The sequence below is a fragment of the Marinarcus sediminis (SeqCode) genome (assembly GCF_048571275.1).
Taxonomy (GTDB): domain Bacteria; phylum Campylobacterota; class Campylobacteria; order Campylobacterales; family Arcobacteraceae; genus Marinarcus; species Marinarcus sediminis.
The window spans coordinates 1,637,501-1,661,746 of sequence record NZ_CP182357.1 but is presented as its reverse complement, the minus strand read 5'-3'; the positions used below and the strand labels follow the sequence as shown (position 1 = coordinate 1,661,746).

22 protein-coding genes, 4 tRNA genes and 3 rRNA genes (1 of these 29 running past the window's edge) are annotated in these 24,246 nt (G+C 36.3%); 11 read left to right on the top strand and 18 right to left on the bottom strand.

Annotation, left to right across the window (positions count from 1 at the left end; all coding sequences use genetic code 11):
• Nucleotides 1-154: 154 nt before the first annotated feature.
• The 10 genes from ACNI3C_RS08375 to ACNI3C_RS08330 all read right to left on the bottom strand — a co-directional run bounded on the left by ACNI3C_RS08375 (nt 155) and on the right by ACNI3C_RS08330 (nt 7,514).
• Nucleotides 155-231 (bottom strand) — tRNA-Ile (locus tag ACNI3C_RS08375).
• Between the two features lie 23 nt (nt 232-254).
• Nucleotides 255-345 (bottom strand) — tRNA-Ser (locus tag ACNI3C_RS08370).
• Between the two features lie 64 nt (nt 346-409).
• The gene (gene pyrF / locus ACNI3C_RS08365; protein ID WP_419769358.1) at nt 410-1,093 is read right to left on the bottom strand and encodes an orotidine-5'-phosphate decarboxylase; all 684 of its coding nucleotides are present in this window, start codon (nt 1,091-1,093) and stop codon (nt 410-412) included.
• Complete coding sequence (gene nusB, locus ACNI3C_RS08360) at nt 1,090-1,482, bottom strand: transcription antitermination factor NusB (RefSeq protein WP_419769357.1); 393 nt, start codon at nt 1,480-1,482, stop codon at nt 1,090-1,092. Before nusB ends, pyrF begins: the two co-directional genes overlap by 4 nt.
• Nucleotides 1,482-1,949 (bottom strand): 6,7-dimethyl-8-ribityllumazine synthase, encoded by a 468-nt coding sequence (ribH, locus tag ACNI3C_RS08355; protein WP_419769356.1) that lies wholly within the window; start codon nt 1,947-1,949, stop codon nt 1,482-1,484. Before ribH ends, nusB begins: the two co-directional genes overlap by 1 nt.
• Before the next feature lie 60 nt (nt 1,950-2,009).
• A complete protein-coding gene (gene kdsA / locus ACNI3C_RS08350) occupies nt 2,010-2,813 on the bottom strand; it encodes a 3-deoxy-8-phosphooctulonate synthase (RefSeq protein ID WP_419769355.1) in 804 nt (267 codons plus the stop codon).
• Complete coding sequence (locus ACNI3C_RS08345; protein ID WP_419769354.1) at nt 2,810-4,501, bottom strand: potassium channel family protein; 1,692 nt, start codon at nt 4,499-4,501, stop codon at nt 2,810-2,812. Before ACNI3C_RS08345 ends, kdsA begins: the two co-directional genes overlap by 4 nt.
• A gap of 20 nt (nt 4,502-4,521) precedes the next feature.
• Entirely contained in the window at nt 4,522-4,899 is a 378-nt protein-coding gene (locus tag ACNI3C_RS08340; protein ID WP_419769353.1) for a DUF6394 family protein, read from the bottom strand.
• Nucleotides 4,886-6,628: a glutamate synthase-related protein gene (locus ACNI3C_RS08335; protein ID WP_419769352.1), complete on the bottom strand. Its 1,743-nt coding sequence runs from the start codon at nt 6,626-6,628 to the stop codon at nt 4,886-4,888. The genes ACNI3C_RS08340 and ACNI3C_RS08335 overlap by 14 nt, the downstream gene beginning before the upstream one ends.
• Nucleotide 6,629: 1 nt before the next feature.
• Nucleotides 6,630-7,514: a DMT family transporter gene (locus tag ACNI3C_RS08330; RefSeq protein ID WP_419769351.1), complete on the bottom strand. Its 885-nt coding sequence runs from the start codon at nt 7,512-7,514 to the stop codon at nt 6,630-6,632.
• Between the two features lie 79 nt (nt 7,515-7,593).
• Between ACNI3C_RS08330 and ACNI3C_RS08325 the strand changes: the two genes are divergently transcribed.
• The 4 genes from ACNI3C_RS08325 (at nt 7,594) to ACNI3C_RS08310 (ending at nt 11,759) form a co-directional block, all read left to right on the top strand.
• Nucleotides 7,594-8,658: a mechanosensitive ion channel family protein gene (locus ACNI3C_RS08325; protein WP_419769350.1), complete on the top strand. Its 1,065-nt coding sequence runs from the start codon at nt 7,594-7,596 to the stop codon at nt 8,656-8,658.
• Nucleotides 8,659-8,668: 10 nt separating this feature from the next.
• Nucleotides 8,669-9,937 carry a UDP-N-acetylglucosamine 1-carboxyvinyltransferase gene (gene murA / locus ACNI3C_RS08320; protein WP_419769349.1) on the top strand — a complete coding sequence of 423 codons (1,269 nt, stop codon included), beginning with the start codon at nt 8,669-8,671 and terminating at the stop codon, nt 9,935-9,937.
• 91 nt (nt 9,938-10,028) lie between these two features.
• Nucleotides 10,029-11,126 carry a DUF5644 domain-containing protein gene (locus ACNI3C_RS08315; RefSeq protein ID WP_419769348.1) on the top strand — a complete coding sequence of 366 codons (1,098 nt, stop codon included), beginning with the start codon at nt 10,029-10,031 and terminating at the stop codon, nt 11,124-11,126.
• Nucleotides 11,127-11,138: 12 nt separating this feature from the next.
• Nucleotides 11,139-11,759 (top strand): HNH endonuclease, encoded by a 621-nt coding sequence (locus tag ACNI3C_RS08310; RefSeq protein ID WP_419769347.1) that lies wholly within the window; start codon nt 11,139-11,141, stop codon nt 11,757-11,759.
• On the opposite strand, the gene ACNI3C_RS08305 is transcribed toward ACNI3C_RS08310, so the two are convergent.
• Together ACNI3C_RS08305 and ACNI3C_RS08300 are read right to left on the bottom strand one after the other, a co-directional pair.
• Nucleotides 11,753-13,231: a type II secretion system protein GspD gene (locus ACNI3C_RS08305; protein ID WP_419769346.1), complete on the bottom strand. Its 1,479-nt coding sequence runs from the start codon at nt 13,229-13,231 to the stop codon at nt 11,753-11,755. The two genes, ACNI3C_RS08310 and ACNI3C_RS08305, sit on opposite strands and share 7 nt — an antisense overlap.
• 65 nt (nt 13,232-13,296) lie before the next feature.
• On the bottom strand, nt 13,297-13,869 hold the full coding sequence (locus ACNI3C_RS08300; protein WP_419769345.1) for a YigZ family protein: 573 nt from the start codon (nt 13,867-13,869) through the stop codon (nt 13,297-13,299).
• 14 nt (nt 13,870-13,883) lie between these two features.
• Between ACNI3C_RS08300 and tlyA the strand changes: the two genes are divergently transcribed.
• The 7 genes from tlyA (at nt 13,884) to ACNI3C_RS08265 (ending at nt 19,954) form a co-directional block, all read left to right on the top strand.
• Complete coding sequence (gene tlyA / locus ACNI3C_RS08295) at nt 13,884-14,630, top strand: 23S rRNA (cytidine-2'-O)-methyltransferase TlyA (RefSeq protein WP_419769344.1); 747 nt, start codon at nt 13,884-13,886, stop codon at nt 14,628-14,630.
• Nucleotides 14,606-15,433: a bifunctional riboflavin kinase/FAD synthetase gene (locus ACNI3C_RS08290; RefSeq protein WP_419769343.1), complete on the top strand. Its 828-nt coding sequence runs from the start codon at nt 14,606-14,608 to the stop codon at nt 15,431-15,433. The genes tlyA and ACNI3C_RS08290 overlap by 25 nt, the downstream gene beginning before the upstream one ends.
• Before the next feature lie 63 nt (nt 15,434-15,496).
• Nucleotides 15,497-16,204, top strand: coding sequence for a carboxy-S-adenosyl-L-methionine synthase CmoA (cmoA, locus tag ACNI3C_RS08285; RefSeq protein ID WP_419769342.1), 708 nt, complete (start codon nt 15,497-15,499; stop codon nt 16,202-16,204).
• 9 nt (nt 16,205-16,213) lie between these two features.
• Nucleotides 16,214-16,720 (top strand): thioredoxin-dependent thiol peroxidase, encoded by a 507-nt coding sequence (bcp, locus tag ACNI3C_RS08280; RefSeq protein WP_419769341.1) that lies wholly within the window; start codon nt 16,214-16,216, stop codon nt 16,718-16,720.
• Between the two features lie 8 nt (nt 16,721-16,728).
• Complete coding sequence (locus tag ACNI3C_RS08275) at nt 16,729-17,781, top strand: plasminogen-binding N-terminal domain-containing protein (RefSeq protein ID WP_419769340.1); 1,053 nt, start codon at nt 16,729-16,731, stop codon at nt 17,779-17,781.
• Complete coding sequence (locus ACNI3C_RS08270; protein WP_419769339.1) at nt 17,781-19,169, top strand: FAD-binding oxidoreductase; 1,389 nt, start codon at nt 17,781-17,783, stop codon at nt 19,167-19,169. Before ACNI3C_RS08275 ends, ACNI3C_RS08270 begins: the two co-directional genes overlap by 1 nt.
• Nucleotides 19,170-19,177: 8 nt before the next feature.
• Nucleotides 19,178-19,954: a YihY/virulence factor BrkB family protein gene (locus tag ACNI3C_RS08265; RefSeq protein ID WP_419769338.1), complete on the top strand. Its 777-nt coding sequence runs from the start codon at nt 19,178-19,180 to the stop codon at nt 19,952-19,954.
• 7 nt (nt 19,955-19,961) lie between these two features.
• On the opposite strand, the gene ACNI3C_RS08260 is transcribed toward ACNI3C_RS08265, so the two are convergent.
• From ACNI3C_RS08260 to ACNI3C_RS08235, 6 genes are all read right to left on the bottom strand, one after another.
• Complete coding sequence (locus tag ACNI3C_RS08260) at nt 19,962-20,099, bottom strand: hypothetical protein (protein WP_419769337.1); 138 nt, start codon at nt 20,097-20,099, stop codon at nt 19,962-19,964.
• Nucleotides 20,100-20,182: 83 nt separating this feature from the next.
• A 5S ribosomal RNA gene (rrf, locus tag ACNI3C_RS08255) occupies nt 20,183-20,298 on the bottom strand.
• Nucleotides 20,299-20,434: 136 nt separating this feature from the next.
• A 23S ribosomal RNA gene (locus tag ACNI3C_RS08250) occupies nt 20,435-23,347 on the bottom strand.
• Nucleotides 23,348-23,616: 269 nt separating this feature from the next.
• Nucleotides 23,617-23,692, bottom strand: a tRNA-Ala gene (locus ACNI3C_RS08245).
• A 38-nt stretch (nt 23,693-23,730) separates the two neighbouring features.
• A tRNA-Ile gene (locus ACNI3C_RS08240) sits at nt 23,731-23,807 on the bottom strand.
• A gap of 87 nt (nt 23,808-23,894) precedes the next feature.
• Nucleotides 23,895-24,246, bottom strand: a 16S ribosomal RNA gene (locus ACNI3C_RS08235) (it continues 1,165 nt past the right edge of the window).
• Together the 16S, 23S and 5S rRNA genes with 2 tRNA genes alongside form the textbook arrangement of a ribosomal RNA operon.

Below are 24,246 nucleotides of genomic sequence, written 5' to 3'. Positions count from 1 at the left end.
TTCTTTTTCTTTTTTTAAAAATCTTACAACATAATGATACTACAGAGTTCAAAACTCTTAATTTTTTTCTTTGTGTATGCTCAAAAACAAACTGCTTTATAGTGTTTTTTTACAGTGATTAATTGATGATTTGATAATATCGTGGATGATAAAGTGGTGGGTCATGAAGGACTCGAACCTTCGACCACTCGGTTATGAGCCGAGTGCTCTAACCAGCTGAGCTAATGACCCGATATTAGTTTATTTAATTTTAATGGCGGACAGTGAGAGATTCGAACTCTCGGTACCGTTGCCAGTACGTCTCCTTAGCAGGGAGGTGGTTTCAGCCAACTCACCCAACTGTCCTTAATTTGAGGTTGTAATTTTATTGCAATATAGTTAAAACATTGCTTAAATTTGCACAAGAATTCTAGAGAATATCTAAAATTCTTTTGACAATATTTGCAGGCTCAGTACTTTCATAAATGGGTCGTCCAACCACGATAAAATCTACACTGTTCTCTTGTGCAAAAGGGATGGTTGCCACTCTTTTTTGATCACCTGAATCTTCTCCAAAAGGACGAATCCCAGGACATAAAGTGACAAAATCTGCACAGGTATTGTTTTTAATCTCTTGGCTCTCAAAAGCAGAACAAACCACACCATGAATACCCGATTCATACGCATCTTTTGCAAACTGTGTTGCTTTTGAAGCAATGTCTTGATTGTACACTGCTTGAAAATTGGCTTCATCAAAACTCGTAAGTGCAGTAACAGCTAAAACGATGGGTTGTTTTTGACAACTCTCTAATCGTTTCATTACTGTACGCATAGCCACTTTTCCCGCACTGGCATGAACATTAAACATATCAACACCAAATTGGGCAATCTCTTGTGCTGCATCGGCCATAGTATTGGGAATATCATGAAGTTTTAAATCTAAAAATATTTTAAAATTGGGATTGATTTTTTTAAGTTCCCCTAAAAAATTATACCCATCTCGAATAAATGCCCGAAGCCCTACTTTTAACCAAACATCGTACTCTTTTATCTTTTCAACCAGTTCCAAATTCTCTTTGGCACTGGGCAAATCTAAAGCAACGCAGAGTTTCACTTAGCAACCTTATCTAATAAACCATTGATAAGCTTTGGTGCATTATCCCCTGCCAATCTTTTAGCCAATTCGATGGCTTCATTGATAATAATAGGTTTGTCTAAACTCTCAAACAAAATTTCATACGTTGCCAATCTTAAAATTGATTTTTCAACTGAACCGATATCATCCAATCCTCTTTTGTCAAGGTGAGAGGTTACTTCTGTATCAATTTTTTCAAGGTTATTGACCACCCCATTAAAAAGTTTTAACGCAAAATCTTTTTGTTTGTTTCTGATTTTCTTATCTTCTAAAATCTCATCTACAAACTTTACAATGCCTTCATTTCCTAAATCATACGCGTATAAAAGACCAATCACTGACTCTCTGGCTTGTGCTCGTGTCGCCATTATGCCATCTCATTGTAAAGATTAAGCATTTCAATAATTGTAATCATCGCTTCTGAACCTTTGTTCCCTACTTTGCTTCCGGCTCTCTCAATGGCTTGCTCAATGGTATCTGTGGTTAAAACACCGTTTGATACAGGTTTTCCATATTTAAGTCCAACGGTTGCAATGCCTTTTGTCGCTTCTGCAGCAATATAATCAAAGTGAGGTGTGCTTCCACGGATAATTGCACCCACACAACATACCGCGTCATATTTTCCAGAACTCAAAGCTTTTTCCAAAGCAAATGGAATTTCAAATGCACCTGGCACTAAAATTAAGTCCAAATTCTCTTCATTTCCACCGTGTCTTACAAAAGCATCTTTAGCACCTTCAACCAATCTGTCTGTAATAATGTGATTAAATCTGCCGTTGATAATAGCAACTTTTTCATTGCCTTTTAAGTTCAATTTACCTTCTATAATTTTCATGTTTACTCCGTCTTGCTATTTATATTTTGCGATTATACAACATTTATACATTGTACATTATTAACCATTCATTTTCAGTGCATCTTGGATAGCAAAGATGTCGTTGACGGTTTTGTATAAATCTTCGACTTTCAGCATATTGGGACCATCACTTTTTGCCACACTAGGATCAGTGTGTGTTTCAAAAAAGAAACCATCCACACCCACAGCAGCTGCAGCTTTTGCCATATAAGGAACAAATGCTGAATTTCCACCCGTTGTTCCACCTGTACTTGGAATTTGAACACTGTGTGTGGCATCAAAAATCACAGGTGCATACTCATGCATTAAGAGTAAGTTTCGCATGTCTACGACTAACGCACCGTATCCAAAAGTATTGCCTCTTTCACACAACCAAACCCCGTTTTTTTTGCTGGCTTCATATGAAATTTCATTGATTCCTCTCGTTTGCAATATTTTCTCCACGGGGTGTTTCATGGAATCTGCGGCTAAAAATTGCCCTTTTTTAATGTTAATAATGGCATTGGTTTTAGCAGCAGCAACGAGTAAATCGGTTTGTCGGCATAAAAATGCGGGAATTTGTAAAACATCAATCACCTCAGCAGCACTGGCAGCTTGGTGCGATTCGTGAATGTCCGTTACGAGTTTATACCCAAACTCTTTTTTAATCTCTTGAAAAAGTTTTAAGCCCTCTTCTAATCCTGGCCCTCGGTATGAGCTTAGGCTGGTTCGATTGGCTTTATCAAAAGAGGCTTTAAAATAAAATTCAACTCGTTTGTCTTCACTTAATGGTTTTAATTTTTCAGCAATTCTAAATACCGTGTCTCTCTCTTCTAAAACACAAGGTCCCGTTAATATAATCATTTGAATAATCCTTTATTAAAAATTGTTTTCTCTTTACCCGTTAAGGCATAATGAAATTCATACATATTTTGTGCAATATATTCTATGTCATTTTCAGCATTGGTATCACAAGCAAAAAGAAGTTTGTCTTCGGGTTTGAGTTTCATATCCCATTCAGGCAAAAGTATCTCTTCATCTTGGCGTTTAAGCAACAGAGGAACAACATTATTATTTTGGTTTCGATTGTGCAAAGATACACGAAAAATACTTAAATTTATCTCATGCCCCTCTTTTAATGCTTTATTGATTTCATACGCTTCAAATGCATTTATCTCTATTTCAAAGAGCAAGGGGTCTTCATCGATGGTTTGAATGAGCTCTTTAACCAGCAGTTGTGCCCACTGCTCATTTTGTAAAAACATGGCACGGACAAACAGATCGGAAAGCGGATTAATTAAAGCATTGGTTGTTTTATTGATCAAGATTTTTGAAGGCATAAAGAGATAATTTATTTGGGCATTGGTAAAAATAGAGATATCGTCCATCTCATCTTCACGAGCAAGCGTAATAATATCTTTATTGATTTTTTTTGCCGTGGCAAGAATAGAGATATTGACCGTATCATTGTTTGTAAAAGCAACAATGGCCGCAGCATTTTTTACTCCCGCTTTTAGCAATACCTCTTTATCGTCTGCATCACCAAGTATAAATGAGACCAAACCTCTCTCTTCGCAGCCTTGCATTTTTTGAGCATCCAATTCAATAAAACACAATTCAATGTCCAAATCTTTAAAAACACGATAGATACTCTTTCCCATTCTTCCAAAACCACAAATAATATATTTACCTTTGGGAAGTTTGGGCATAAAAGCATCCAATGAATCAATTTTATAAATCCATTTTTCAAGTTTTAACAAATGAGGAGATTGAATGGCCATTTTTAACTCATTGGCAATGGTTAAAAAAGGATTTTCGATGATTTCCGTATTGACATCCAGCAAATTATCCGCACTGTTTTTAGTAGAAGCTTTAATAATAAGCATAATGTTTTTGTTTAACAGTTTAGACACAATGGCTATTCTTAAATTTAAAGCATCTTCTTCAAAGAGAGAAACCAACGCCTTACAATTTGGGTTTCTGATTCCTGCTTCTTCTAAAGATAAAGGAGAATACGCATCGGCAACCAACACAGGAACAGTAGGAGTAAAACTCTCCAAAATCAAACTGTTTGCTCTGTTTTCATCTTGTTCAATCACAACCACACGAATCTCAAACTCGATGAGTTTTTTGATGATTTCATGGGTAATATAGTTGTAGCCTAAAATGATAATATATTTTTTCTTGATGGCTCTGACTTGTTTTCTGAATCTGACTTTGGCCATTTCATCTAAAAACATCTTATTTTGCAATAAACTGATAAGTGACCCTACTCCATAAAACCACCCAATAACCGTAAGATAGATAGAAAACACCACCCAAAGCCTTTGAGCATAGGTAAAAACATACGGTGTTTCTCCAAACCCAATGGTGGTTGCGGTGTAGGTTACAAAATAAAAAGCATCAAAAATAGTCATATGGTAAGGGTTGCCATTCTCATCAACTCCATTAATGACCAAAAGCCCTATAATTGCTATTGTATACGTTACAATAATAACAATAAAAGGCATTCTCATTTTAAGAAGGACAATCCACAACGAACTATTTTTCACTTTTTTTCCTCTTTAAAAGCTTATCTTTTAGCTTTGATGGTTTCAGCAATATAAAGAGCAACCGATGTAAAATTAGCAAGCAATGCCCCACCACTCAATGAAATAATAATCGCAATCACCTCTTGGTTCATGGTATACGAATTATCCACAATTGCCCAAATAATTGCCGCGGCAATGAGTTGAATGTCTGCAACGAGAGATGTTGCTAATAAAACCGATCCCATTTGTGTTTTATCACCCAATTTAAGTGTCGTGGCAATGACATTGATAATAATTGCAGCAAAGAGTTCGTATTTACTGTGTGTCTCTAAACTTCCCATATCACCATAAAAAAACCCAAAGTTAATGGTCATGGCCAATATGATAAAAAAGCCTGCTATTACTTTATCTAAGTTCATCTTTCCCCTCCTTATCTTTTCCAATATCTAATTTTCTGCCAAAAACATCATCAATATTGTCTTGTACTTTTAAGTTTCTGTCAATAAACATAATGTAATGTTTATTGAGTCCACTGATGTGTTTTAACCCCATAACTGCCAACAATCCTCGTAAATTTTTAAGAAGATTTTTGTGGTAATCACGCACATAATTGGCATGTTTATAGACAAAATATTTTTTTCGTTTGCTTTTATCTTGTGTGGCCAATCCAACAGGACATTGATGTTTCCCTGTACCTGAGCAATATCTGGCACGAATACACCCTGCACTCATCATAAAGCCACGTGCAATTTGAATAAAATCAGCGCCTAATGCCATGAGTATTGCTACGTCATCAGGAGTTAAAACTTTTCCACTGGCAGTGATTTTGACTTTCTCTCTTACGCCATAATCTCTTAAAACTTTATCCACTAAATAAATAGAGTCTTTGATACTTAACCCTATTCTTTCCATCATTTCAATAGGAGCAGTCGCACTTCCTCCGCTTCCCCCATCAATGGCAAAATAATCAGGATAAGCACTGTTTCCCTCTTCAACTCTTTTGGCAAGCTCTTTAACAAAAGGAACAATGTTATCATAATCTGAAATAACAATTTTAATGCCTACGGGTTTTCCAGATATTGTTTGCATCTCACCAATAAAATCAAAAAGTTCCGTAATTGTATTGGCATAAGGAAATCGATTGGGAGAAAAAAGATCTTTGTATGGTTCTACTCCTCGATAATAAGCCACTGCAGGAGTTACTTTAGAACCAATAAGTTTTCCTCCTGTCTGTTTTGCTCCTTGTGCGAGTTTTATCTCCGTCATTTTACAAAAACGCATCAGTTTTTCATACCGCACGGGGTCAAAAGAGCCATCAAGTTTTCTGACACCATATAAACCTGAACTTACTTGTAAAATAATATCGGGCATATCATCAGGTACCTCTTTGGGGAACTCTTTGATATCCGCATTCCAATTAACTCGATGCAATCTTTTTGTCTTTTCATCAAAAGTATAGGTTTCGGATTCAGGATTATTTTTAAAAACCATTTTTCGATAAACTTCAGCGGCCATAGAACCATTGAACAATTTTCGAACCACCTTTTTGATCACTTTTTGAACAGCAGTACCCTCATGAATATCCATATAACCATCATTGTATTTTACGTGTGTACAAAAAAAGTTACTGGTTAATCCACCTTCCCCACTGTTGATAGGGAAACCACCCATAAAAGCCCCTCGAACAAACGCTCTCGTACCCTCAGGAGAAATTGATCCATCACTCATAGCAGAACGTCCAATGATTGATTTTGAAACAAAAGGAATTTTTCTGTTTTCACCGAAAGTAACACTGAAATCATTTGAAACTTCGTTGTCATTTAACACAATCGTTGCATGACGCAACAAAAACTTTGGTTTAGGCAAAGGTTGTGAAGGAGAGAAAGAGGCATAATTGGGTAAATCTCTCGCTGCTTTATAAACCCAATCAAGTTTGTCTTTTGACTCATAAAATTTTTCATCACCAAAATATTGTCTGAAGGGTTCTCTGAATTCTTCCAAAACATATCGTAATCGCCCAATTATCGGATAATTTACAAGAAGTTGATGCGCTCTTTGAACATATTTATCATGAACATACCATGCTAAAATAACAATCCAAAAAAGACCAACCAAACCAAAAAATATCATCTCTTCACTGATAACCATACTAATCCTTTACTTTACTTACTAATAACCCACTAAATACAATAAGGATTATACCTAAAAATATCGAAATGTCAGGAAATTTGTCACCTAAAAAAAGTCCTAAAATAATTGAAAATATTATATTGGAATAACTTATTGTTCCAATAATTCCCGCTTTTGCATAAGAGTATGCTTTGGTCATATAAATTTGTGCAAAGGTTGAGAAAATCCCTAAAGCAATAATAAGAATCCAATCTGAACGTTGAGGCATGACAAAAGGAGCCAGCATAAAATCAAAGGTTACAGAGTGGTAATATTGCGCTAAAGACATCAAAATAATAGGCCCAATTGTTCCTAATGTCATAAAAGATAACACAATGGTTCTGTTTTCATAAAAGTTTTTCAATTCTCGAATAGATGTATACGCCAACCCCGCACCCACACCACACAAAATACCCAACCAGTCTGTTTTGTCCAAATTGCTTCCATCAAATTTTGTAATAAACAAAATCCCCGCAAAACCTACAAAAATACCAATCCAACCCTTTAAAGAGAGTTTTTCTCTGACAAAAATGTAAGCAAAAATGGCCGTAAATATTGGCGAAGTTTTTGAGAAAGTCATCGCTTCAGCCAGTGAAATTTGTGCAATATTATAAAAAAACATTAATAAGGCTAAAAAGCCCATCAAACCTCTGAAAAAAAGTAAAAAGGGTTTTCCTCCCACTTGTTTTAAGGGACGTTTATATACTGAAACAGCAATTAAAATTACGCCAAATATATTTCTAAAAAAAACAATCTCTACAGAATTCATATGGGTGCTTAACTCTTTGGCAAAAGCCCCCATAAAAGCAAAAAGAAAAGAGGCAAAAAGCATATACTGTATACCCAATTTGGTTTCGTTCGTCATTTCGTTACCCACTTTGATTAAAATCGAATTTTAATCAGTTTTTTGTTAAAATCGCATTATTTTTAGAATAGGAGCGCCAATGTCGTTTTTAAATGACCCTGCATTACAAATACCCATTGCCATAACTATTTTTATATTTTTTTTATTTGCCCGAAAACTTTTTAGAATTATTATCTACTCAGCCATCATGAAACTTGTACAAAAAACAAAAACCACTTTTGATGATGAAGTGCTTGAATCTTTGACGAAACCTATGAATTTTGTTTTCATTATTATAGGAACGCATGTGGCTTTAAATTATATTCAACTGCCGGAAGAGATGAAAGTATTTGTCTATCACGGTATGAAGTCGCTTTATGCTTTTGTTATCTTTTGGGGTATTTTTAATGTCTTAACACCCTTTTCTAAAGTCATTCATGGCTTTACGGTAAAATGGGGGAAAGAGGTCAGTGATGACATTACCAATTTTATTACAAAAAGTCTAAAATTCATTGTTATTTCTATTGGATTTGTTGCTATTATGCATGAATGGGGCTACAATATCAGTGGCTTTTTGGCTTCACTTGGATTGGTAGGTATGGCATTGGCACTTGCAGCAAAAGATACTGCTGCAAACCTTTTTGGGTCACTGGTTATTTTTTCTGACAAACCTTTTAAAATTGGGGATTGGATTTATACCCCCAATGTTGAAGGCATTGTGGAACAAATAGGTATTCGATCAACCAAAGTAAGAACCTTTGCACAAGCGATTGTTACCGTACCCAATGCCGTATTGGCAAACAGTGCTATTTTAAACTGGTCACGTATGGGCAAACGAAGAATTAAAATGAACATTGGCTTAACTTACTCCACCACAGCACAACAAATGCAAAATATTTTAAACCAATTAAGAGAGATGTTAAAACAGCATTCAGGTATTCATCAAGAGACCATTTATATCCATTTTACAGATTTCAATGACTCCTCTTTAGGGATTTTTTGTTACTTCTTTACCAATACAACACAATGGGGAGAATATATGCAAGTCAGAGAAGATGTCAATTTAAAAGTAATGCAAATTGTTCAAAACAATGGGGCGGCTTTTGCCTTTCCAAGCCAATCAATTTATATTGAAAACAGTGAAAAAAACACAGAATTAAACTAACAGGAAAAAAATGAAATATTTAAAAATAATCGGGCAAAAAAAATTAAGCGGTGATGTAAAAATTTCGGGTGCAAAAAATGCGGCATTGCCTCTTTTAGCTTCTACGATATTGGCAAAAAACAGTGTAACAATTGGGAATTTACCTAATGTTGTGGATATTAATACCCTTTTAAAACTTTTAGAGATGCTTGGAAGCTCTTACTCAAAAACCGACAACAACACCATTGAAATTAATACTTCAAAGATTCATGAAACAAAAGCAACCTATGATATTGTCAAAACCATGAGAGCCTCAATTTTGGTTTTAGGTCCATTGCTTACACGATTTGGTCATTGTGAAGTCTCTCTTCCTGGAGGTTGTGCCATTGGTCAGAGACCCGTTGATTTACATTTAAAAGCACTCGAGCAAATGGGCGCTGTTATTGAAATCAAAGGGGGATACATTCACGCTACTGCACCAAATGGGCTTCAAGGGGCTACCATCGTATTTGATAAAATCACCGTAACGGGAAGTGAAAATATTATTATGGCAGCAGCCTTAGCCAATGGAACAACAAAAATCATCAACGCAGCAAAAGAGCCAGAAGTGGTGCAACTGTGTGAAGTTTTAAAAGCAGCTGGTTTACACATCAAAGGCATTGGCACAAATGAACTTGAAATCGTTGGAACCAAACAAGAACTTCTTGAGTTCAAAAACTTTGATATTATTCCAGACAGAATTGAGGCAGGTACCTATCTTTGTGCAGCAGCTATTGCCAATACCCGACTTAACATCACCCATATTATTCCCATGCATTTAGACGCCGTGTTATCAAAACTTGAAGAGATGGGATTCAGTATCTTAAAAGATGAAACATCAGTTACATTACTGCCTGCACATACCATAAAATCAGTCAAAATTGTTACCACAGAATACCCAGGATTCCCAACAGACATGCAAGCACAATTCATGGCCTTAGCCACACAAGCCAATGGAGTGAGCATCATTGATGAAAAACTCTTTGAAAACAGATACATGCATGTCAATGAATTGCTCAGAATGGGTGCTGATATTACCCTACAAGGGCACACTGCAACCATTACTGGAACGCCAAATGCATTGACAGGAACAGATGTCATGGCAACCGATTTAAGAGCCAGTTCTGCGCTTGTACTTGCAGCACTCGTAGCTTCTGGTGAAACCAATATTCACAGAATTTATCATTTAGACAGAGGGTATGAAAATTTAGAAGAGAAACTCATGGCTATTGGTGCTGTTGTGAAGCGAGTTGACGAATAAACGATGCCCCTTCTGAAAAACATTCAACACGATAAATTAAGCAAAATTGCATTAAAATTTATCAAACCATAAAAAAGGTGAAACAAACAGTATGAAACTCGAAATATCATTGTACAAATTTGATGCAAAAACAGACTATCTTCCTTATTACACAAAACACTTTGTTAAAATCAAAGAGGAAAAAAACTTATTGGATATTTTAAAAACCATCAAGAGTGAAAGAAATTTTGGATTTGAAGAAAAAGAAGATTTTGCCATTGTATTAAACGGATTATACACCACACTGAAAACCTCAGTTGAAGCAATTAAAAACGATTTTGGGAAAGATTTAACCATTGAACCTATCAGCATTAAACGATCATACAAAGACCTGTTAATCAATGAAGATGATTTCAATGATAAACTCAATTTAATTGAAGAGTATATCACCGATGAAAACAAAAAAGAGTATGAAAGTTATAAATTAGACTATTATGCTTCAAACAGTTTAAAATACAATGAAAACTATGTGGGTGATGCGCTCATTTTATTGGTAGACTCCCTCATTAAAAAAGATGACAGCAACAAAGATGCTCTTTTAAAAATCATTTCAAACAGTGAAACTGGCATCGCTTTTCATACAAATTTATCAAACAAAATCTACCAATACAATCAAGAGAATGAAGAGAAAATATCTGCATTAAAAAAGAGTTTACACATCTCAAAAAATGTTGAAGAACAAAACTTTAAACTCAATAATAAAAAAACAATAGATTTTGATAAAATGTGCGGAACATCCATTATTAAACACACCTTCAATGATTTTAATATTGCATATTACAGAGGAAACAAAGGGTGTGAAAAAGCACAAACCCTTTTAGAGAATTTAGAAGCAAAAAATCTTCAACTGCAATCACTTAACAATGATTTGGCCATGGATACTTTTCATAAAAATCAAGAGTTCACCTATCAATTGGCTGCTGAAATGATGTTGGATGCGTTTGATAATGATGCTGATTTTATTGTCGTAGACAATGAGAGTACTTTTTATCTGCTTGATTACAACAGAAAAGAGCTCGGAAAAGCATCTGGAAGAGATATACTTTTACCGGTATTACACATCAATGAACTTTCAAAACTGGTGTGTGGTCTGCATGATGATGTTAAAAAAAGTTTGGATTTACACACAATTAATCCTGAAATTATCTAAAAAAGATACGCAATGAGACTTGAATACGAATTTGTTTTTTCTGCACTCATTCTCATTGCATGTTTAATCCCTTTATACTTAAAAAGAAAACAAATCAAACAATACTTTACTCAAAAATCAGACACAAAAGATTTGGTCAAAGAGATTAAAATCTATTTTCAAACCGTACACCCTTTGATTAATCTGGATTACGCTATTGTTGAAAAAACACGTAATGAACAAAACAGCGATGTCAGAGACATTGAAATTATCGAAGATTTGGTCAGCCAATATGCGCATGCAGATATTAAAATTGAGACACCAACGGGAGTAAACAAAGATTCACTTTGGGGAACGTATGACATATTGTGCATACCACAAAAAGATAAACTCCCAAAAGATTTGGCCATGAGAAAAGAGCTGGTGTTTAAAAGAGACCACGCGAAATGCAAACGATGCGGGAAAAGTATCACACTCAATAATTCGTATCTTCACTTTTTAAGAAATATTGCCGAAGGGGGAACCTATCATGTTGAAAATCTTGTTACCGTCTGTTCGGATTGTAATAAAATTTTAAAATCAACCAACCTCGCAAAAACCATAGACACACTTGAAGCGTTTGACCATTTAATTTCCAAAATCCACAATCAATAAATTCCAAACGTTTTTAAGACCTCTTTATGCCGTTGTTGATTCAACTTCTCATGAGTTGTATACTCATTTTTACTCTCTAAAACTTTTTCATCACTCACTTTTTTTTCTAATTTTGCTTCCAAATCTTTGCTATATTGTTCTTCTAACATTTTAAGTTGTAAAAGTTGCTCTCGAATAAAGGTCAAATCTTTTGATTGTGGAATAATATAAGGTGTCATAATAACCACCAAATTAATTTTATCTTTGGATTCTCTGTTATTTTTAAACAGATGTCCCAAAATGGGAATATCTCCTAAAAATGGGATTTTATCTTCTGTACTGTCTTTTTTACTTTTGATTAATCCACCTAAAATGACACTCTCCCCATTGCTAACAATGGCAGTGGTTTTGACCTCTTTTTTCGTTGTATCGGGATTGATTTGTCCAGTTTTTAACTCTCTGGCATCTTCAAGTATGGTTTGAATATCTAAAATCACTTTCTTTTCACTTGAAATACGCGGTCTTACTTTCAGGGTCAAGCCTATGTCTTCTCTTTGGAAACTGTTGTTGGTCGTTCCCCCATCAGTAATACTTGAACCCGTTTGAAAAGACTTTGTCTCTCCCACATAAATGGAAGACTCTTTATTGTTAACGCACAAAATAGATGGCTCAGATATGATATCTATGGCTTGATTGTTTTTCAAAAGATTTAACGTCGCTCCTAAAGCAATACCCGATTTTAATGTGGGTGTGGCAATCGAAAACAAAGAGAGTGCTTCTGTATTTAACGTATTCACACTTCCCCCTAAATTGCTGCCTAAGGTAAAAATGTTATTGCCATTGCTATTAATAGAAGTCAAGCCATACTTTAAACCAATATTTTTTGTTCTGTTTTCACTGAGTTCTATGATTCTTGCTTGGACATACACTTGAAGTCTCTCTTTATCAAGCTCTTTTATTAAGTGTTGTATCATTTGAATTTCACTTTTTATGCCCACTACAATCAAACGATTGGACTCTTCATCTTTTGAAATAAAAGGTTTTACATTTTCATTTACATATTTTTTCTTCATTACCATCTCAGAAAGGATGGCCATCACACTTTTTACTTCAATATTTTTTAGAGGAATCACTGCTATTATTCGTTCATCTTGAAGATTTTTATTCTCTTTTAAAATAAGTTCATCTGAGTTGCTCTTCTCTTTTTTTACAACGGTTAAAATATTATGAGACTCAACCATTGTATAGCCTTTGGCATCAAGCACTAAAGCCAAAATTTCCATTAAATCTTTTTTATAAATTGCCTGATGAGATACAAAATCAACACTGCCTTCAAGGGGTTGAGTCATGAGTATATTTTTATGGCTATATTTAGAGGTAAGATGAATAAGTTGTTCAACAGAGAGATCTTTAAAATTAATCGTTAAAGGCTGCTCTTTAGCATAAATAAAAGAGAAAACAGACAATAAGAGCATTATGTTCAAGAGTTTCATAACTTATCCCTTTAAGTTAGAATTTCAATTGTCGTATAAATTTGACAATTATACAATTTTAATGCTTATTGTAATGTTACATTAAGGGGTAAAAGTGTTTCTAGTAGACCAAATTGCTCTTGTGTTCCTTCTAATTTAAGGGTTACACCTTCTTCAAACAGTTTGTCAATAATGCTGATTTTATGTCTGCTTAAAAGATACTCCAGTTGAGATAATTGAGCATAACTCAACGTTATGCTCTTTTGTTCTAACTTTAAAAACTCATTGAGCTGAGCTTCCTTTATGACGTGATTGACCGCATCACTGTATGCTCTTACCAATCCTCCCGTTCCCAGTTTCACTCCACCAAAATAGCGCACAACAATGACAGCTGTGTTGATTAAATCGCTTCCTGCTAAAACACTTAAACAAGGTTTTCCGCTCGTACCTTTTGGTTCTCCATCGTCACTGCTGTTTTCAACAATTTGGTCAAATTCATTTAAATATCGATAGGCATAAACATGATGTCTGGCTTTGGGGTGTTCCTCTTTTAAACGCTTCATGATTTCATCAAAAAGGGGAAAAGGACACAAATGTGCAATAAATTTTGACTTTTTTTCTTCAAAAGTTGAACTAAACTCTTTTTGAACAAATTTCAACTATAATTCCACCTATGAGATTAGATTTATTTTTAACAGAAGCTTTCAATATTCAAAGCAGAAACAAAGCGCATGAACTTATAAAATCAAACAAAGTAAAAATAGATGGCATCATTATATCAAAACCATCTTTTAATGTTGAAGCCCACAATAAAATTGAACTGCTTGAAGATGAATTTTTTGTTTCAAGAGCTGCTTATAAATTAAAACACTTTTTAGAAGAGACAGATATTGCATTTAAAAATAAAGAGGCTTTGGATATTGGCTCAAGTACAGGAGGCTTTACCCAAATTCTTTTAAATAACGGCATTGAACATGTTACGTGTGTGGATGTGGGTTCCAATCAACTGCATGAAACTTTAAGGGGCAATAATCGTATCACTTTTTTTGAAAACTGTGACATCAGAGATTTCAGACCCAATAAAACGTTTGAAGTGGTCACGTGCGATGTCTCTTTTATCAGTGTGCACCATATTTTACCTGCCATACAGACCCTTTCATCAAACGAAATTATTCTGCTTTTTAAACCTCAATTTGAAGTAGGAACCAATGTTAAAAGAGACAAAAAAGGGGTGGTAAAAGATAATAAAGCCATTGCACATGCACGTACAAAATTCATCGATGCAACAAAGAATTACAAATGGAAGTTAGAGTATAATGCCATGAGTAAACTCCAAGGAAAAGATGGAAATGCAGAAGAGCTTTTCTATTTTACAAAACAAAATGAGGACAATTCATGCGTGTTGATAAAAAAACCATAACTTCTATTGCCATTGGCGGCTTCGATGGCATGCATATGGCGCATCAAACACTTTTTTCAAATCTGACCAAAAACGGTGCCATTGTAGTTATTGACACAGGTTATGCCAACCTAACGCCCAAAACACACCGAGAAGAGTACACCAAATTTCCCATTTATTATTATGATTTAAAAAATATCAAACACTTAAGCGGTAGAGAGTTTATAGAGCTTTTAAAAGAGGAGTTTCCTCAAATTAGAAAAATCGTTGTGGGGTTTGATTTTTGTTTTGGGGCGAACAGAAAAGATTGTATTCAAAACTTAAAAGAGCTTTTTGGAGGTGAAGTTGTCGTCATTAACGAAATCAGTATCAATGACATTCCCGTACACTCAAGAATCATCAGAGAGTATGTACAAAAAGGCGATTTTTCTACCGCCAATACCCTTTTAGGGAAAAAATATAAAATTCACGGCACTCAAATTCGAGGACAAGGGTTAGGTTCTAAAAGTTTTGTACCAACGATTAACCTTTTCGTCGAAGATTTTCTTCTTCCCAATGAAGGAGTTTATGCTACTAAAACCATCATTAATGATCACAGCTATTTTTCAGTAACCTTTTTAGGGCATCGAACAACTACGGATGGAAGTTATGCCATTGAAACGCATATTTTAGATGAAAACTTAACCAATCACACTCACGATATTCAAATAAAGTTTTTTGAAAAAATTCGAGAAAACAAAAAATTCGACTCTTTTGAAGCATTGAAAAATCAAATCAATTTAGATATTGAAAATGTAAAAAAATATTTTCAACAAGTCTATTAAAATATCAAACAATCACATCAAGAAATTATTTTAATATAACATACAATTAGGTACAATGTTCACATGATAGATAAAGTATTTGAAAAGTCCATTACAAAACAATTTGAGTTTGATGAAGAGGTCGCTTCTGTATTTGACGATATGTTAAATCGATCGGTTCCTTACTACAAAGAGATGCAGCGTTTAACCATTGATTTTGCACTTAATTTCTTAGAAGAGAACGACAAAGTATATGATTTAGGATGTTCAACGGCTTCAACCCTTATTGAGCTTTCAAAACATTGTGAAAAGAGGCTTGATTTGATTGGTATTGACAATTCACAAGCCATGTTAAACCGTGCTGCAAACAAAGCCAAAGCCTTTGGAGTAGAACTCAATTTAATCCATGGAGATTTGCACGATGTGAGTTTGAATGATGCAAAATTGATTATTTCAAACTATACTTTACAATTTATCAGACCTTTGCAAAGAGAGAAACTCATACAAAAAATCTATGATTCTTTGAGCAATGGTGGTATTTTTATTTTCAGTGAAAAAGTCATTTCATCAAATAAAATTTTAAACAAACAATCCATTGATGAATATTATAAATTTAAAAAAACGCAAGGCTATTCAGAGTTTGAGATTTCTCAAAAGAGAGAAGCCTTAGAAAATGTGCTCATTCCATACAGTGAAGATGAGAACAAACAGATGATAAAAGACGCAGGATTTTCGCATTGTGAAACACTTTTCAAATGGGTAAATTTTGCAACTTTTATTGCAATAAAATAAAGGATAAAGATGTTAGAGATAGGAAGTAAAGCTCCCGATTTTTGTGCGCCAAATCAAGATGATGTAGAGATATGTTTAAGAGATATATTGGGGAAATGGATTGTTTTATATTTTTATCCAAGAGACAATACCCCAGGATGTACAACGCAAGCGTGCGATTTTACAGCTGCACTGCCTGATTTTGAGGATTTGGATGCGGTAATTTTAGGTGTCAGTACAGATACTACGGCAAAACACAGAAACTTTATTGAAAAACAAAACTTAGAGATAACCCTCTTAGCCGATACTGACAAAAAAATGTGTGAAGATTACAACGTATGGCAACTTAAAAAGTTTATGGGCAGAGAGTCTATGGGCATTGTAAGAACGACTTTTATCATTAATCCCCAAGGTAATATTGCCGCAGCTTGGGAAAAAGTAAATGTAAGAAAAAAGAAAAAAGTCAAAGGCGAAACCGTGGAGGTTCTCCATGTCAATGAAGTCAGAGAAAAATTAAAAGAATTAAAAGCACATTAAGGAACACAATGAAAACGAAATTATTACTACTTTGCGCATTATTGATTGCCACTATTTTGAATGCCACAGAAACAACGTGTTATAAAAAAGATTGGCTTTCTCCCTCTACTATTGAAACAGTAGCATTAGAGGGAGGAGAGTGTAAATCTCAAAACTCTATCGAACAGATGAAACAAAATGGTTGGCATATCAAAGATATTCAAATAGCATCATCGCAAAAAGGATTAAACTACACCTATATTTTAACCGATGTTAAGCCAGCTGTGAGTCCTTATGTTAATGCCAGAGATGAAGTTAAAATTCCATCATTTGATATTCAATATACAAAAATCAGCGCAGTGAGTAATAACACGGCTACCATTCATTTGCCAAATTTAAGAACAGGTCAAAGTGGCATTGTAGTACACACCTATCCAAATGGCCGTTCGGTCATTGTTGCCAATGCTTTTGTTGCAAGCAGCAATGCCACAACATCTACTTTAACGTTGAGTAAATTTGATGATTTAAAACAAAATGCAATTCCTACAACTTCAAAAAAAGCACAAGAGGGTGATACACTTATCTTAAACTATTTATACGATGCTTCATTGCTTATTGCACCAACATCAGACAGTTTTAATGTGGTCAGAGAGAAATTCAAAAAACACAATTTTTTACACTCTGATATTTTTGCAACTCATCTAAAAGTAGAAAATGAACCTTTACCTTCAAAAGAGACTTTTATTCAATTTGCAAAATTCCAAAATATTGGAACCATCTTTTTTGTTCTCAATAACAAAGTCTATGTCGTTGATGCAAAAACATTTAATGTTTTAGAATCGTATAAAATTATCTATGCCAATAATGAAGAGCAACTCCCTTTTTATACCAGAGTTGCAGAGATTGACAAAGCCTTTTGGGACATTGATTTTTCAGGATATATTGATATGCTAAAAAGTTTCGTCTCTCCTAAAGAGAAAACCGAAGAGGATTATCTCAATGACTCTTTAAACATCAAAGATGAAAAGACTCAACAAGTTCATTATGACGCATATTACAAGAATTTATTAGGAATAAAATAATGATAGAAAATAGCCATTTACAAGCATTCAAAGCCATTGTAGGTGAAGAGAATGTTAAGAGTGATAAAGCCCATTTAATTGCTTATTGCTACGATGCGACACGTGAACGATTTGAACCCGATGCGGTTGTTTTCCCAAAAGATGAACAAGATGTATCAAAAGTTGTAAAATATTGCGATGAGCATAAAATTATCATCGTTCCAAGAGGCTCAGGGTCTTGCTTTACAGGTGGGGCATTGCCTGCTCATGGAGGGATTATTCTATCTCTTGAGCGATACATGAATAAAATACTTGAAATTGATATGGAGAACATGCTAGGGATTGTACAGCCAGGCGTGATTAACATGGATTTTCAAAAAGCCGTTGAAGAGGTGGGACTTTTTTATCCGCCCGATCCAGCAAGTGAAATGTATTGTACTTTAGGGGGCAATGTTGCTGAAAATGCAGGTGGAATGAGAGCAGCTAAATATGGAATAACAAAAGATTATGTGGTTGCCCTAAGAGCTGTTTTACCCAATGGTGAAATCATCACTGCGGGTAAAAAAACGATCAAAGATGTTGCTGGATATAACACCGCTGGTATTATTATAGCTTCAGAAGGAACACTTGCTGTCATTACAGAGATAACCCTAAAACTTATCCCAAAACCAAAATACAAAAAAACCTATATGGGTGTTTTCCCTGATGTAACCAAAGCAATGAATGCGGTATTCAAATCACTTGCTGCTGGTGCGAACCCTGTTGCCATGGAGTTTTTAGATGCCTTAGTTATTGACGCGTTAAAACAAAAATTTCCAGAAATTAAACTGCCAGAACATGCCGGTGGGATTTTAGTAGGAGACGTAGATGGTTCATCTCAAGAAGAACTCACTTCTCAACTGGAAACCTTAAAACAATCCTTTAAAGAGAATGGTTCAAATGATTTTATAATAGCTCAAAATGATGAAGAGGCGGCTAAACTTTGGTTTGCCAGAAAAAATGCTTCTCCAGCTACGATGGTTTATGGAACAAAAAAACTCAATGAAGATATCTCCGTGCCCAGAAGTAAACTCCCAATTGCCTTAGAAGAGATTTATAAAATTGCGGATAAATATGGATTAAAAGCCCCATGTTTTGGTCACTCTGGAGATGGAAATATCCATGTTAATGTCATGGTCAAAGACAAAAACGATGAACAAGAGATGGACAATGGTCATGAAGCCATAAAAGAGATTTTTAAACTGGTTGTATCTATGGGAGGAACACTTTCAGGTGAACATGGTATTGGTTTATCAAAAGCGCCTTTTATGGAAATTGCTTTTAACAAAGCAGAAATGGATCTTTTCAAAAGCATTAAAAAAGCCTTTGATCCCAATAACATATTAAATCCATTTAAAATGGGTCTATAATAACTCAAATGAAAAAGGAGGAATTTGTTCAAAAGCCAATTAAAAAACTCTTAGAGTTGTTGGATTCATTTTTTAATGATGATACCACATACTATGCTGCGAGTTTAAGCTTTTTTACAATTTTCTCAATGCTTCCTATTCTTGCTTTGGCAATTTATGTTATATCAAGCCTGCCACAGTTTAACAACTATATTGATGTCTTTTTACAATACATTATAGAAATCATTAATCCAACACACTCTGAACAATTTATAGAACAAGTCAAAAACTTTATATCCAATTCAAATCATTTAGGAAATATTGGAATTATCTACATGTTATTTGTATTTACAATGTTTTTTAAAGATTATGAATACATTGTCAATAAAATTCATAAAGCAAAAAGAAAATCACTTTATGCATCTTTTTTCTTTTATATCAGTGTACTTTTACTTTTCCCCATCGTATTTGCATTGTATATCATTACCATATCACTTTTTGATAGTACAATCTTTGATTATTTCATCACTTTTTTGTACGCATGGCTCATATTCTTTGGATTATTTAAACTGACAGTCAACCGATTTGTATCGAATAAAGCCGCTTTTATTTCATCTTTTATTACGCTCGTAACACTGAGTATCACTAAAAACCTTTTTGTCTATTATGTGATTTACAATAAAACCTATACAACCATTTATGGCTCACTGGCAACACTTCTGTTCTTCTTTTTTTGGATTTATATCTCTTGGATCATCTATTTATATGGCGTTAAACTCTGTTATCAACTCAACATTAAATCTTAAGAATAGACTACACTCTCTTATACGCATCTTTATTCGTAGTAATTTTAGAAGGGACGCCAGGTTTTCCACCTGCAAATACAGAAGGCTGTTTGACAATAGATGTTTTAATAAGCGGTATTTTTGGTTTTAACTTCTCTTTAGACAATGAATTTCCTTTTAATTAAGTAAAAAAAAGCCTCTACCAAAGCTATCAAAGGGATAGGTTAGGTAAAGGCTTGTAAAACTCAAAGCTGGCAGCGGCTTACGTTTCCACAAGGGGACCCTGCAGTATTATCAGCGATGAAGTGCTTGACTTCCAGGTTCGGAATGGGTCTGGGTATTTCCACTTCTCTATAACCACCAGCAAATTGAGTAAAGAAGATATTGTAAAAATATACTCTTTACTCAACTCTGATTAGAGTTAAATATAATGTTAAAAGTCTTTATAAACACATTTTACTAAGTATTGTGTACTTAATAAGATAGTAAACCAAGAAATATAAAAATAAGCCAAACGATCTATTAGTACTGGTCAGCTAAACGACTTACATCGCTTACACATCCAGCCTATCAACCAGCTAGTCTTGCTGGGATCTTCAGGGAAAGTTCATCTTAGAGTTGGCTTCGAGCTTAGATGCTTTCAGCTCTTATCACATCCGTACGTAGCTACCCAACGATGCTCTTGGCAGAACAATTGGTACACCAGTGGTACGTTCATCCCGGTCCTCTCGTACTAGGGACAAATCTCTTCAACTTTCCTACGCCCACGGAAGATAGGGACCGAACTGTCTCACGACGTTCTGAACCCAGCTCGCGTACCGCTTTAAATGGCGAACAGCCATACCCTTGGGACCTGCTCCAGCCCCAGGATGCGATGAGCCGACATCGAGGTGCCAAACCTCCCCGTCGATGTGAGCTCTTGGGGGAGATCAGCCTGTTATCCCCGGCGTACCTTTTATCCTTTGAGCGATGGCCCTTCCACACAGAACCACCGGATCACTATGACCGACTTTCGTCTCTGTTCGACTTGTATGTCTCACAGTCAGGCTAGTTTATGCCATTATACTCAACAAGCGATTTCCATCCGCTTTGAACTAACCTTTGTAAGCCTCCGTTACTTTTTAGGAGGCGACCGCCCCAGTCAAACTACCCACCAGACATTGTCCTGAACGAGGTTAACTCGTCCCAGTTAGTAACTCAAATATTCAAGGGTGGTATCTCAAGGATGGCTCATACTCTACTTGCGTCTAGTAATCAAAGCCTCCCACCTATCCTGCACATGAATATCCAAGCTACAGTGTCAAGCTGTAGTAAAGGTGCACGGGGTCTTTCCGTCTTTCCGCGGGTAGGAGGAATTTTCACCTCCACTACAATTTCACTGGATCCCTGGTTGAGACAGCTCCCATCTCGTTACGCCATTCATGCAGGTCGGTATTTAACCGACAAGGAATTTCGCTACCTTAGGACCGTTATAGTTACGGCCGCCGTTTACTCGGGCTTCAATCAAATGCTTCGCTTACGCTGACATCATCAGTTAACCTTCGAGCACCGGGCAGGCGTCACACCTTATACATCCTCTTACGAGTTAGCAAAGTGCTGTGTTTTTGGTAAACAGTCGGGAGGGACTCTTTGTTGCAACCTCTATCGCTTTTTGGAGCAAGTCCATATACAATAGTAGGCACACCTTATACCGAAGATACGGTGCTAGTTTGCAGAGTTCCTTAACCAGGGTTCTTCCACGCGCCTTAGAATACTCATCCCACCTACCTGTGTCGGTTTACGGTACGGGCAACAATTAATATACTTAGTGGCTTTTCTTGGCACGACAGTATCATCGATTCCAAATGCTCCCCGAAAGGATTATTCGGCCTGTAAGATCTCGGTCTAACGATACCCGGATTTGCCTAAGTATCAACCTACATCCTTCGAGCCACTATTCCATCAGTGACCTCGACTAACTCTATGCGTCCCCACATCGCGCTTAATTGTTGGTATTGAAATATTAATCAATTTGCCATCGTCTACCCCTTTCGGACTCGACTTAGGACCCGACTAACCCTACGATGACGAGCATCGCGTAGGAAACCTTGGGTTTTCGGCGTTAAGGATTCTCACCTTAATTATCGCTACTCATGCCTGCATGCTCACTTCTATCCGCTCCAGCACTCCTTGTCGGTATACCTTCAACGCTGAATAGAACGCTCTCCTACCACTTGGATAAATCCAAGTCTAAAGCTTCGGTGCATATCTTAGCCCCGTTATATTTTCCGCGCAGAATCACTAGACCAGTGAGCTGTTACGCTTTCTTTAAAGGATGGCTGCTTCTAAGCCAACCTCCTGGTTGTCACAGTAACTCCACATCGTTTTCCACTTAGATATGACTTTGGGACCTTAGCTGTTAGTCTGGGTTGTTCCCCTCTCGACGATGGATTTTATCACCCACCGCCTGACTGCTGTGATTACACATATGGTATTCGGAGTTTGACAGGGTTTGGTACCGCGGTAAGCAGCCCTAGCCCAATCAGTGCTCTACCCCCATATGTTACGACACAACGCTATACCTAAATATATTTCGGAGAGAACCAGCTATCACGAAGTTTGATTGGCCTTTCACCCCTATCCACAGGTCATCCGGGGGCTTTTCAACGCCCATCGGTTCGGTCCTCCACTGGCTCTTACACCAGCTTCAACCTGCCCATGGATAGATCACTTCGTTTCGGGTCTGCAGCATCTGACTAATTCGCCCTATTAAGACTCGCTTTCGCTACGGCTTCGTACTTGACTTAACCTTGCCAGACACCACAACTCGCAGGCTCATTATGCAAAAGGCAGTCCGTCACCCTGATAAATCATAGGGCTCCGAATGATTGTAAGCTAATGGTTTCAGGTTCTATTTCACTCTCCTCGCTGGAGTACTTTTCACCTTTCCCTCACGGTACTTGTTCACTATCGATCTGTAAGTAGTATTTAGGGTTGGAGGGTGGTCCCCCCAGATTCAGACAAAATATCACGTGTTCCGTCCTACTCAGGATACCAATAGAGCTCTTGAGAATTTTGATTACAGGAGTATCACCTTCTATGCTTAAGCTTTCCAACTTACTCATCTATTCTCTTAAGTCTCACATCTTGGTCCTACAACCCCCAATGCAAGCATTGGGTTTGCCCTAATCCCATTTCGCTCGCCGCTACTTTGGGAATCTCTTTTGATTTCTCTTCCTCTGGCTACTGAGATGTTTCACTTCGCCAGGTTCGCCCCCCGCAGGGTAATACAGCTCTCACCATATTGGGTTGCCCCATTCGGAAATCCCCGGATCAAAGCTCTTTGGCAGCTCCCCGAGGCTTATCGCAGCCTAATACGTCCTTCATCGCCTCTTACAGTCTAGGCATCCACCATTAGCCCTTAATAGCTTATTTGATAATAAAGTAATTAAATTACTTCACCTTTTTTGAATAATTATTCCTTGGCTACTATCTTATTAAATACATTACATATTTAATAAAAAAGTTGTGTTTTTTTTCTTTCTTATACAAACAGAATTTCTTCTACTCATATGGAAAAATTAAAGACTTTTAACATTATGTTTTTAAATAACTTTTGATCCTTTTACAAACCAAATATAAATCTTACCTCTTGTAAAACTTATATTTGGTCTCTAAAAATTCTTTGATTTATGTTGTGAAAATGGTGGAGAATAGCGGGATCGAACCGCTGACCTCCTGCGTGCAAGGCAGGCGCTCTCCCAGCTGAGCTAATTCCCCACATTTACATACTTTAAGGTTACATGTAAGCTTAAAAATGGTGGGCCTAACAGGACTTGAACCTGTGACCTCACGATTATCAGTCGAGCGCTCTAGCCAGCTGAGCTATAGGCCCATTTAACCAACTTACTTCTATAATCTTTATAAACCGAACATATACTTAATTTTGCTTAAGTCAAACAAATGACTTAAGTCTTCTCTGAAAGGAGGTGATCCAACCGCAGGTTCTCCTACGGTTACCTTGTTACGACTTCACCCCAGTCGCTAAATCCACTGTGGAAGGTAGCTACTTTAGCATCCCCGCTTCGAATGAATTCAACTCCCATGGTGTGACGGGCGGTGAGTACAAGACCCGGGAACGTATTCACCGTAGCATTGCTGATCTACGATTACTAGCGATTCCAACTTCATGTAGTCGAGTTGCAGACTACAATCCGAACTGGGAGGCATTTTTGAGATTTGCTCCACGTCACCGTATTGCAGCTCTTTGTGTACCCCATTGTAGCACGTGTGTAGCCCTGGCCGTAAGGGCCATGATGACTTGACGTCGTCCT

Bases quoted from the DNA above. Each gene is read 5' to 3' on its own strand.
- nusB (WP_419769357.1), bottom strand. From the start codon at position 1,482: ATGGCGACACGAGCACAAGCCAGAGAGTCAGTGATTGGTCTTTTATAC.
- ACNI3C_RS08310 (WP_419769347.1), top strand. From the start codon at position 11,139: ATGAGACTTGAATACGAATTTGTTTTTTCTGCACTCATTCTCATTGCA.
- ACNI3C_RS08330 (WP_419769351.1), bottom strand. From the start codon at position 7,514: ATGACGAACGAAACCAAATTGGGTATACAGTATATGCTTTTTGCCTCT.
- kdsA (WP_419769355.1), bottom strand. From the start codon at position 2,813: ATGATTATATTAACGGGACCTTGTGTTTTAGAAGAGAGAGACACGGTA.
- ACNI3C_RS08270 (WP_419769339.1), top strand. From the start codon at position 17,781: ATGATAGAAAATAGCCATTTACAAGCATTCAAAGCCATTGTAGGTGAA.
- ACNI3C_RS08315 (WP_419769348.1), top strand. From the start codon at position 10,029: ATGAAACTCGAAATATCATTGTACAAATTTGATGCAAAAACAGACTAT.
- ACNI3C_RS08325 (WP_419769350.1), top strand. From the start codon at position 7,594: ATGTCGTTTTTAAATGACCCTGCATTACAAATACCCATTGCCATAACT.
- ACNI3C_RS08275 (WP_419769340.1), top strand. From the start codon at position 16,729: ATGAAAACGAAATTATTACTACTTTGCGCATTATTGATTGCCACTATT.
- tlyA (WP_419769344.1), top strand. From the start codon at position 13,884: ATGAGATTAGATTTATTTTTAACAGAAGCTTTCAATATTCAAAGCAGA.
- ribH (WP_419769356.1), bottom strand. From the start codon at position 1,949: ATGAAAATTATAGAAGGTAAATTGAACTTAAAAGGCAATGAAAAAGTT.
- ACNI3C_RS08265 (WP_419769338.1), top strand. From the start codon at position 19,178: ATGAAAAAGGAGGAATTTGTTCAAAAGCCAATTAAAAAACTCTTAGAG.
- ACNI3C_RS08335 (WP_419769352.1), bottom strand. From the start codon at position 6,628: ATGGTTATCAGTGAAGAGATGATATTTTTTGGTTTGGTTGGTCTTTTT.
- murA (WP_419769349.1), top strand. From the start codon at position 8,669: ATGAAATATTTAAAAATAATCGGGCAAAAAAAATTAAGCGGTGATGTA.
- bcp (WP_419769341.1), top strand. From the start codon at position 16,214: ATGTTAGAGATAGGAAGTAAAGCTCCCGATTTTTGTGCGCCAAATCAA.
- ACNI3C_RS08340 (WP_419769353.1), bottom strand. From the start codon at position 4,899: ATGAACTTAGATAAAGTAATAGCAGGCTTTTTTATCATATTGGCCATG.
- ACNI3C_RS08305 (WP_419769346.1), bottom strand. From the start codon at position 13,231: ATGAAACTCTTGAACATAATGCTCTTATTGTCTGTTTTCTCTTTTATT.
- cmoA (WP_419769342.1), top strand. From the start codon at position 15,497: ATGATAGATAAAGTATTTGAAAAGTCCATTACAAAACAATTTGAGTTT.
- ACNI3C_RS08290 (WP_419769343.1), top strand. From the start codon at position 14,606: ATGCGTGTTGATAAAAAAACCATAACTTCTATTGCCATTGGCGGCTTC.